Source organism: Mesorhizobium sp. M1A.T.Ca.IN.004.03.1.1 (assembly GCF_003997555.1).
Classification (GTDB): domain Bacteria; phylum Pseudomonadota; class Alphaproteobacteria; order Rhizobiales; family Rhizobiaceae; genus Mesorhizobium.
On record NZ_RZTV01000660.1, the window covers coordinates 1 to 255 of the forward strand.

1 pseudogene is annotated in these 255 nt (G+C 64.7%); it reads right to left on the reverse strand.

The features are described 5' to 3' along the window. Nucleotides 1-255: pseudogene (locus EOD29_RS33300) on the reverse strand (peptidase M3); the annotation flags it as partial.

Consider the following 255-nt stretch of genomic DNA (forward strand, 5'->3'; position numbering starts at 1 on the left):
TCCGAAAAGGTCAGGAACGGCTCGATGATCGAGCGCGACAGCGTCACCGCATATTTGCCCTCCTCGCCGCGTTCGCGCGCCGCCGCTGCCATCGCGTCGCGCAGGAATTCCGGCAGCCCGTCGAGCTCTGCACCCTCGGATAGCATCAGCGCCCAGGCCTTCTCGTCGGCCAGCACGTTCTGGCCGAACTGCGTGCCGAGACCCGCGAGCTTTTCGTTGATCGCTGCAAGCTTCTCCTGCTCGGGCTTTTCAAGC